Genomic DNA, 8,273 nt, shown 5'->3' with positions numbered 1-8,273 from the left:
CGGCGCTGCGCACGGCCAGGCCGGTCTCGTCGCGACGCTTCAGCCCGGCCACCCGGACCATGTCCACCGCCGTGCCCGCCGGGTTCGTGGAGGCCTGGCGCGCGGCCAGCGGCGCCGCGCCCGTCCCCGTCGTCGCCGGGCCGGGGGTCGTGACCGCCGACGGCGGGACCGTGATCGGGCGGGACGCGACCACGGGCGCCGAACGCTGGCGGTACACCCGGGACCGGCCGCTGTGCACGGTCGCCGAGGGCTTCGGCCGGGCGCTCGCGCTCTACCAGGACGACTCCGGCGAATGGTGCAGCGAGCTGACGGCGCTCGACGCGGACCTCGGCACCCGCGGGCCGGCCGCGAACCTCGACGTCCGGCCCGGAGCGCGTCTGCTCGCCGCCGGCAGCGTGGTCTCGGCCAACAGCCGGGACTACATCGAGACGATGCGGTCGGACCTGGTCACGACCGCCCAGTACGGCGCCGTCGTCGCGCCCGCCCAGCCGGGCCGCCAGCCGCGGCCGGGGTGCAGCTACACCTCGCTCGCCCTGGGCAGCGGGAGGCTTGGCGTGCTCGAGAACTGCGCCGCCGACAGTGGGGACCGGCTCACCGTGCTGCGCCCCGACGGCTCCGGCGACGCCGACACCCCCAACGTCGAGTTCTCCACGCAGCTCTCCGCCCGCGGCGCGCAGCTGCTCGCCGTGTCGGCGGACCGGGAGGCCGTGCTGCTGCCCGGGCCGCCGGAGCTGCAGATCCTCGACCGCAGCGGCAACCAGGTGGGCCTGATCGGGCTGGACGTCCCGGAGTCCGAGATCGCCCCGCCGGCGGACGGGATCGGCGCCACCGCGAGCGACACCGCCCGCACGTACTGGTGGAGCGGCTCGCGGACGATCGCGCTGGACCGGACCGGCCTCGCGCCCGTCTGGACGCTGCGCGGCACGCTCGGCCCCGGCACGGCCTACGCGGGCGGCTGGCTGGTGCCGGTCGAGGCGGGGATCGCCGTCGTCGACCCGCTGCGCGGCACGGTCGAGCGGACGATCCCGGTGGACCGCGGCGGGTACACCGGGAAGGTCCTGCTCGCCGCCCAGGGCGGGATGCTCTACGAGCAGCGCGGGAGCGAGCTCGTGGCGCTGCGCCCGGTCTAGAACTCCTCGTAGGTCTCCGGGTCCTGGTCCCAGATCCGACCGGGCTCGAGTGCGGACAGGGCCGCCACCTCGTCGTCGGAGAGCTCGAAGCCGAAGAGGTCGAGGTTGGTCCGCTGGCGCTCCGGATCCGCCGACTTGGGGATCGGGACCACGCCCAGCTGCACGTGCCACCGCAGGATCGCCTGCGCCGGTGTGACGCCGTGGGCCTCGGCGATGCGCACGACGGTCGGCTCGGCAAGCAGCTCGCCGCGGCCCATCGGGCTCCAGCTCTCGGTGACGACGCCGAGCTCGGCGTGCACCTCCCGCAGCGCGGCCTGCGGGAAGTACGGGTGCATCTCGACCTGGTTCATCACCGGCACCACGCCGGTCTCGTCGACCAGCCGGCGCAGGTGGGCCTCGGTGAAGTTCGAGACGCCGATCGACCGGACCAGCCCCTCCTCGCGCAGCCGGATCATCGCCTTCCAGCTGTCCACGTACTTGTCCAGGCGCGGCAGCGGCCAGTGGATGAGGTAGAGGTCGACGTAGTCCAGGCCGAGGTTGTCGAGGGACTCCTGGAAGCCCTTGAGGGTCTCGTCGTAGCCGTGGTGGCGGCCGGCGAGCTTGGTCGCGACGAGGATGTCCTCGCGCGGCAGGTCGTACTCGCGGACGGCGCGCCCGACACCCTGCTCGTTCTCGTACCGCAGCGCGGTGTCGAGGAGCCGGTAGCCGGCGTCGAGGGCGGAGATCGCCGTGGTCCGGGAGTCGTCGCCGGCGTGGGGGTAGGTGCCGAATCCGACCGCCGGCACCTCGCGGCCGTCGAGCATCGTGAGCGAGGGGACCGTCATGAAACGACAGTATGTCAGGACAAACGAAGCCGCGAGACCTTGCGCGTCCTCAAGACTGACGACGGCGGCTCGTTGAACGAAACGGACCAGTATGAACGCCCGATGAGAGCAGTGTGACCACCTCGTTCCCGCGCTCGTCAACCCGCTCCGGCCGGCACACCGCCACCGGTCGCGGCCCCTCCCGCCCGACCTCGACAACCGGTGCCTGGGTCACCGGCCGGCACGCCGCCCGCCCCACCACCCCGGCTACCCGTCCGGAGACGCCGCCCGCCGCCCCCGCGCAGCCCGGCATGCCGGTGCGACCGCGAACGCCGTACCCGCCCCGCCCCGCCGTCCCGATGCAGCGCACCAGCGGGCAGTACCCGCTGCCGCCCCGGACCGGGTCGTACGCGGGGTCGGGCGGTGGGCACATGGCGCTCCCGGTCGCGCCGGCCATGGCGCCGTACGGCCCCTACGCCGCCTCCGCAGCGATGGCTGCGGCCATGCCCGCGGTGGGGTCGGCGACGCCGGCGCCGGCGATGTCCGCGTGCACGGCGCCCGGAGCGGCGATGCTCGCGGCTGGGCCGGCGATGCCCGTCCCGAACCCTGCGTGGCCCGTGCCCGTGTCGGGTCAGATGCCCACTCCGATGCCCACGGTGGCCGCCCGGGAGGCCCGCAACGGCCTCGGCCTCGCCGCCGTGATCCTGGGCCCGATCGCGATCCTGTTCGGCCTGGTCCCGCTGACCGGGTTCGTCGCGATCGTCCTCGGGATCGTGGGCCTGGCCCTCGGGCTCGCCGGGATCGGCCGGCTCCGCAAGGGCCGGGCCACGAACACGATCGGCACCGCGGTCGGTGTCGCCCTGTCCGCGATCGGCCTGGCGATGGGGATCTACGGCATGGCCGTGCTCTTCCAGGCCACGAACCAGCTGGTCGACGACCTGAACAGCATCCCTGCGCCGCCCTCGGTCTCCGTCCCGGCCACCTGACCCGCCTTCCCCCTGCGCCGCACCGGGCCGCAGGTGGTCACGCACGAACGGCCCGGTGTCCCGATGCGCCCCGCGCGGCCCCCGCCCGCGCGGGGCGCCCGCGTACCCGCCCGCGCCCGGCGGAGTGCGACGATCACCGCCCACCCGAGGGACCGTCAAGGTGGCCCGAGCGCTCTGCGAACGGCACGGGCCGCTCAGAACAACCAGTACCCCCCGAGCACCCCGGCGGCGATCGCGACCACCAGCCAGGCGGCGAGGGCGCCGGCGCGCCCGTCCCGCCGGTCGGCCACCACCTGCGCGACGACGGCGGCGGCCGCGGCCAGGCCGTGCCCGACGAGCATCCCCGTCCCCGGCCCTGCGGAGCCGGTCCGGGTGGTGAAGGCCCAGCCCGCCAGCAGGACCACGAACAGCCCGACCAGCCCGGCCGCCAGGACCCCGGAGGTGCCGCGCAGCACGCGTCCGGGCAGGCCCCGCCCCCGGCCCGCCCGGGCCCGCGCGGCCGTCACGGGACCAGGTCGTCCCACGGCGCCGCCGGCGGCCCGGCGGCCTGCCCCTCGGGGCAGTGGCGGCGGACGTCGCAGGCGGCGCACCGGGAGCCCGGGCGCGGCGGGAAGAGGGTGTCGGGCTCGCCGCCGGCGACGAGCGCGTCAGCGGCGTCGGCGGCCTCGAGGGCACCGCGCTCGGCCCGCGAGACGTGCCCGGCCAGGGAGGCCTCGTCGTGCTCCCAGGCGGCGACCCGGCCGGTCGGCAGGTGGTGCAGCTCGACACGCCGGCAGTCGCGGCGCAGCGTGCGGGCGGCGCCCAGGGCGTACAGGGCGAGGGCCGCCGAGTCCCGCGCGTCGCCGGGCTCGGGGACCCGCCGCCCGGTCTTGTAGTCGACGATCACGGCCGCGCGCGCGTCGCCGTCGATCCGGTCCACGCGGCCCTCGGCGACGATCGCCGAGGTCGGCGCGGACACCCAGCGCTCGACGCCCAGCGGCTCCGGCCTGCCCTCGACGTGCTCGGCAACGTAGTCGGCCACCCAGCCACGGGCCCGGCCGCGGTACTCCGCCTCCTGTGCGCTGTCGCGGAAGCCCTCGCCGGACCAGTTGCGGTCGACGAGCGCGGCGGCCTGGTCCGGGGTCCGCTCGCGCACCGGGCGCAGGTACAACGCGCGCAGCGCGAGGTGCACGACCGCGCCGAGCGTGCTCGCCGCCCGCGGCCCGCCGCGCGGCGGCGCGGGTTTCTCGACGTAGGTCAGCCGGTAGCGCCGCGGACACGACTCCCAGGTGCCGAGCCGGGCGGGCGTGACGCGGATCAGCGGCCGGGCCCACCGTGCGGCCTCCCGGGCGACCCCGGTGGGGAGCGACCCGTCGTCGAGCAGGTCGTCGAAGCCGAGCTGTCCGCCGCTCCCGGCGGCGCGGGAGGAGGAACCGGGCACCGCGCCACGGTACCGGCCGGGCGGCCCCGGCCCGCGCTCAGGCGCCCTCGACGACGTCGACGCCGGTGGCCTTCGCGAGCAGCTCCTCGAGGGCCTCGGGCGCGGTCGTCTCGGCGGCGATCGGGGTGCTCTTGTTGGTGCCGTGGAAGTCGCTGGACCCCGTCGGGACCAGGCCCAGCTCGCCCGCGACGCCGCGCAGCAGCTCCCGGTCCGCGGGATCGTGGTCGGGGTGGTCGACCTCGACGCCGGTGAGCCCGATCCGGGCGAGATCGGCCAGCACCGAGGTCTCGATGACCCGGCCGCGCCGGCGCGCCAGCGGGTGCGCGAACACCGCGACGCCGCCCGCCTCGACGATCATCTCGACGGCCAGCTCGACGGGGGTGTCGGTCTTCGGCTCGTAGTACTTGCTGCCGGTGCGCAGGATGCTGGCGAAGGCCTCGTTCACCGACTCGACGACCCCGGCCGCGACCAGCGCCCGCCCCAGGTGGGGACGGCCCGGCGTGGTGCCCTCGGGGACGAGGTCGAACACGCGGTCGGCGTCGAGCTGCGGGTAGTCGGCGGCGACGTTGCGGGCCATCTTCCGCAGCCGCTCGACGCGCTCGGCCACCAGCCGCCGCTGCTCGGCGACGATCGCGGGGTGCTCCGGGTCGAACAGGTACCCGAGCAGGTGGACGGACACGGTGGCCTTGTCCCCCGGCGTCTCCGGCCGGCCGGTGGGGCTGACGCAGGAGAACTCCGCCCCGCGCACCAGCCGCATCCCCTGCGGGAGCACGGCGGCGGCACGGTCCCAGCCGCCCGTGGTGTCGTGGTCGGTGAGCGCGAGCGTCGTGACGCCCGCGGCGGCCGCCGTGGCGACCAGCTCCTCGGGGGTCTCGGTGCCGTCGGAGACGGTCGAGTGGGTGTGCAGGTCGATCAGGGCCACCCGCCGACCCTAGGGGACGTCGGTGGATCCGACCGCCCCACCGGGATCGGCGGGCGTCCCCGGCGCCGGCTCCGGCACACGCGCCGGCCCGCGGAGCCGGGCGCGGAACACGTGGTAGGTCCACGCCTGGTACGCCAGGACGACGGGCAGCAGGACCGCCAGGACCACCGTCATGACGGTCAGCGCGTACGAGGCGGAGGCGGTGCTCGTGGTGGTGAGGTCGTTCGCGGGGCCGAGGCTGGACACCATCACGCGCGGGTACAGCTCGGAGAAGATCGACGTCGTCAGGGCGGCCATGGTCGTGGCGGTGGCGGCGAACGCCAGGCCCTCCCGCCGGACGTGCACGAAGGCGGCCGCCGTGATCGCCGCGAGGATCGCCCCGAACTCGGCGACGGACAGCAGCACCCCGTCGCCGGCGGTCACCCGGGTCCACGCCGCCCACCCGGTGACGACGACGGCGACCACCGGGGCGAGGGCCCGGGCGATCCCGAGGGCCCGCCGGCGGAGGACCGCGGTGGTGCGCAGGGCGAGGAACACGGCGCCGTGCACCAGGCACACCAGCACGACCGTCGCCCCCGTCGCGAGGGCGTAGGGCGGGAACAGGTCACCGGCACCGCCCACGAACTCCTGCGCGGAGTCGATCGGGACCCCGGCCAGCAGCCCGCCGAGCAGGATGCCGAGGCCGAGCGGGATCACCAGGCTCCCGCCGGTGAGCGCGCCGCTCCACAGCGCCCGGGCGCGCGGCGACTCCGAGTGGGCGCGGAACTCGAAGGACACCCCGCGCAGGATCAGCGCGACCAGCACGACGACCAGCACCGGGTAGTAGGCCGAGAACATCGTCGCGTACCAGACGGGGAACGCCGCGAAGGTCACCGCGGCGGCCACGACGAGCCACACCTCGTTGCCGTCCCACACCGGCCCGATGCTGCGGATCGCCAGGTCGCGACCGGCCTCGTCGCGCCCGACGACGCCGTGCAGCATGCCCACCCCGAAGTCGAACCCCTCGAGCAGCAGGAACCCGGTCCACACCACCGCGAGGACGACGAACCAGAACGCGACGAGGGTCATCGGCACACCTCCCGGGTCAGTAGGTGGGCGCCGGGGTGGGCGCCTCGACCTCGTCGGCGGCCTCCTCGGCCGGGAGCTCCCTGCGGGCGTACCGCGCCATCAGCCCCCAGTCCACGACGGCCAGCACGCCGTAGAGCACGGAGAAGATCAGCAGGCTCGTGACGATGGCCGCCGCGCCCACCGACGGCGAGTGGGCGTCCGCCGTCTTCTGCAGCCCCTGCACGATCCACGGCTGGCGGCCGTTCTCGGTCAGGATCCAGCCCGCGGTGTTGACCAGGAACGGCAGCGGCAGGCACCAGATCGCCACCGCGAGGAAGCGGCGCGACTCGACGAGCCGCTTCCGCCGCCACAGCCCCCACAGCGCGACGACGAGCAGCAGGCTGCCGAGGTAGGCCATCGCCCGCATCGCCCAGTACTGGACGAAGACGTTGGGCACGTAGTCACCCGGGCCGTACTGCTGCACGTACTGCGCCTGCAGGTCGTTGAGCCCCACCACCTGCCCGTTCCACGAGTTCGTGGCCAGCAGCGAGAGCAGGTGCGGGACCTGGATGATCTTCGACGGGGTCTGGTCGTCGTTGCCCCCGCCGATCTGGAACAGCGAGAACGAGCAGGGCTGGCAGGTCTGCCACTGCGCCTCGGCCGCCGCGATCTTCATCGGCTGGTACTCGCCCTCGGTGACGCCCAGCTCGCTGCCGACGAGCAGGTTGAGCGCCAGGGCCGGGGCCAGCGCGGCCAGCGCGACCCGCGCCGCATGGCCGAACTCCGCGGTGTGCGACCTGCGGCGCAGGTGCCACGCCGCCACGGCCAGCATGACGACCGCCGCCGTGACCAGCGACGCGAGCAGCACGTGCAGCAGGCTCCGCAGGAACACCGGATTGGTCAGGACCGCGCCGATGCTCGTCAGCTGCGCGCGCTGCGTCACCGGGTCGATCGTGTAGCCGACCGGGTTCTGCATCCACGAGTTCGCGGCCATGATGAACGCCGCCGAGAGCACGCCGCCGACGGCGACGGCCCAGATCGTGGCCAGGTGCACCCGCCGGGACAGCCGGTCCCGCCCGAACACCCACAGGCCCAGGAACGTCGACTCGAGGAAGAAGGCCGCGAGCCCCTCCATCGCCAGCGGCGCCCCGAACACGTCGCCGACGAACCGGGAGTAGCCGGACCAGTTCATCCCGAACTGGAACTCCTGCACGAGCCCGGTCACGACGCCGACCGCCACGTTGATCACCAGCAGGACCCCGAAGAAGCGGGTCAGCCGCAGGTACTCGGGTTTGTCCGTGCGGTACCAGCAGGTCTGCAGGACAGCGGTCAGCAGCGCCAGGCCGATCGTCAGCGGGACGAACAGGAAGTGATAGATCGACGTGGCGGCGAACTGCAGGCGGGCGAGGTCGACCACGGACACGGGCCCACCGTCGGGTCGGCTCACCGCGCGGGCATCACCCGGCGCGGGCGACCCGGACGCCGTGACCGCCGACGGCTCCGGCGCCCGTGTCCGGTTCGTCCGCCGCTCCCGTCGTCGTCGACCGGGTCCGCGGGCCCGGCTCATCCGGTGCGAGTGAGGTGGCGGCCGCCCGCGGCACAGCACGGTGACGGGCACCCGCAGGACCTCGCAGACCCCGGCGGACAGGAGCAGACCATGGCGACGGACCGGGTGGACGCCCTCGTGATCTTCGGCGCGACCGGGGACCTGGCGAAGCTGGAGACCTTCCCGGCACTGGTCGGGCTGGTGGAGCGGGGCGTCCTGGACGTGCCGGTGATCGGCGTCGCGAAGAGCGGGTGGGGCCTGGAGCAGTTCCGGGACTACGCCGCGCAGTCGCTGCGCCGCAACGACCTCGACCCGGACTCGGGTCCCGGCCGGACCATGCTGGGCCTGCTGCGCTACGTCGACGGCGACCTCGGCGACCCGGCGACCTACGAGGCGATGAGCCGGGAGATCGGCGACGG

Annotated in this window: 8 protein-coding genes and 1 pseudogene; 3 read left to right on the top strand and 6 right to left on the bottom strand. The window is 74.9% G+C overall.

Features of this window, described 5'->3' with window-relative positions:
* On the top strand, positions 1 to 1,130 hold a 1,130-nt coding region (locus tag AB0B41_RS41875), incomplete at its 5' end, for a hypothetical protein (protein WP_358212635.1).
* On the opposite strand, the gene AB0B41_RS41870 is transcribed toward AB0B41_RS41875, so the two are convergent.
* Complete coding sequence (locus tag AB0B41_RS41870; protein WP_358212633.1) at positions 1,127 to 1,954, bottom strand: aldo/keto reductase; 828 nt, start codon at positions 1,952 to 1,954, stop codon at positions 1,127 to 1,129. The genes AB0B41_RS41875 and AB0B41_RS41870 overlap by 4 nt on opposite strands.
* Positions 1,955 to 2,244: 290 nt before the next feature.
* Between AB0B41_RS41870 and AB0B41_RS41865 the strand changes: the two genes are divergently transcribed.
* Positions 2,245 to 2,919 (top strand): hypothetical protein, encoded by a 675-nt coding sequence (locus AB0B41_RS41865; RefSeq protein WP_358212631.1) that lies wholly within the window; start codon positions 2,245 to 2,247, stop codon positions 2,917 to 2,919.
* Between the two features lie 194 nt (positions 2,920 to 3,113).
* On the opposite strand, the gene AB0B41_RS41860 is transcribed toward AB0B41_RS41865, so the two are convergent.
* From AB0B41_RS41860 to AB0B41_RS41840, 5 genes are read right to left on the bottom strand one after another with little or no spacing between them, the layout of a single operon-like run.
* On the bottom strand, positions 3,114 to 3,425 hold the full coding sequence (locus tag AB0B41_RS41860; protein WP_358212629.1) for a hypothetical protein: 312 nt from the start codon (positions 3,423 to 3,425) through the stop codon (positions 3,114 to 3,116).
* Positions 3,422 to 4,339 carry a PD-(D/E)XK nuclease family protein gene (locus AB0B41_RS41855; RefSeq protein WP_358212627.1) on the bottom strand — a complete coding sequence of 306 codons (918 nt, stop codon included), beginning with the start codon at positions 4,337 to 4,339 and terminating at the stop codon, positions 3,422 to 3,424. Before AB0B41_RS41855 ends, AB0B41_RS41860 begins: the two co-directional genes overlap by 4 nt.
* Before the next feature lie 37 nt (positions 4,340 to 4,376).
* Complete coding sequence (locus AB0B41_RS41850) at positions 4,377 to 5,261, bottom strand: PHP domain-containing protein (RefSeq protein ID WP_358212625.1); 885 nt, start codon at positions 5,259 to 5,261, stop codon at positions 4,377 to 4,379.
* Positions 5,262 to 5,270: 9 nt separating this feature from the next.
* Entirely contained in the window at positions 5,271 to 6,329 is a 1,059-nt protein-coding gene (gene cydB, locus AB0B41_RS41845; protein WP_358212624.1) for a cytochrome d ubiquinol oxidase subunit II, read from the bottom strand.
* 16 nt (positions 6,330 to 6,345) lie between these two features.
* On the bottom strand, positions 6,346 to 7,731 hold the full coding sequence (locus AB0B41_RS41840; RefSeq protein ID WP_358212623.1) for a cytochrome ubiquinol oxidase subunit I: 1,386 nt from the start codon (positions 7,729 to 7,731) through the stop codon (positions 6,346 to 6,348).
* A gap of 234 nt (positions 7,732 to 7,965) precedes the next feature.
* Here AB0B41_RS41840 and AB0B41_RS41835 point away from each other — a divergent pair.
* Positions 7,966 to 8,273: pseudogene (locus AB0B41_RS41835) on the top strand (glucose-6-phosphate dehydrogenase); the annotation flags it as partial.

This window comes from Pseudonocardia sp. NPDC049154 (assembly GCF_040648315.1).
Lineage (GTDB): Bacteria > Actinomycetota > Actinomycetes > Mycobacteriales > Pseudonocardiaceae > Pseudonocardia.
The sequence above is the reverse complement of the archived record's forward strand: the minus strand, read 5'-3'. Positions and strand labels throughout refer to the sequence as shown.

Excerpts from the sequence above, each read along its gene's own strand:
- AB0B41_RS41870 (WP_358212633.1), bottom strand. The coding sequence starts at position 1,954 with ATGACGGTCCCCTCGCTCACGATGCTCGACGGCCGCGAGGTGCCGGCG.
- AB0B41_RS41865 (WP_358212631.1), top strand. The coding sequence starts at position 2,245 with ATGCCGGTGCGACCGCGAACGCCGTACCCGCCCCGCCCCGCCGTCCCG.
- cydB (WP_358212624.1), bottom strand. The coding sequence starts at position 6,329 with ATGACCCTCGTCGCGTTCTGGTTCGTCGTCCTCGCGGTGGTGTGGACC.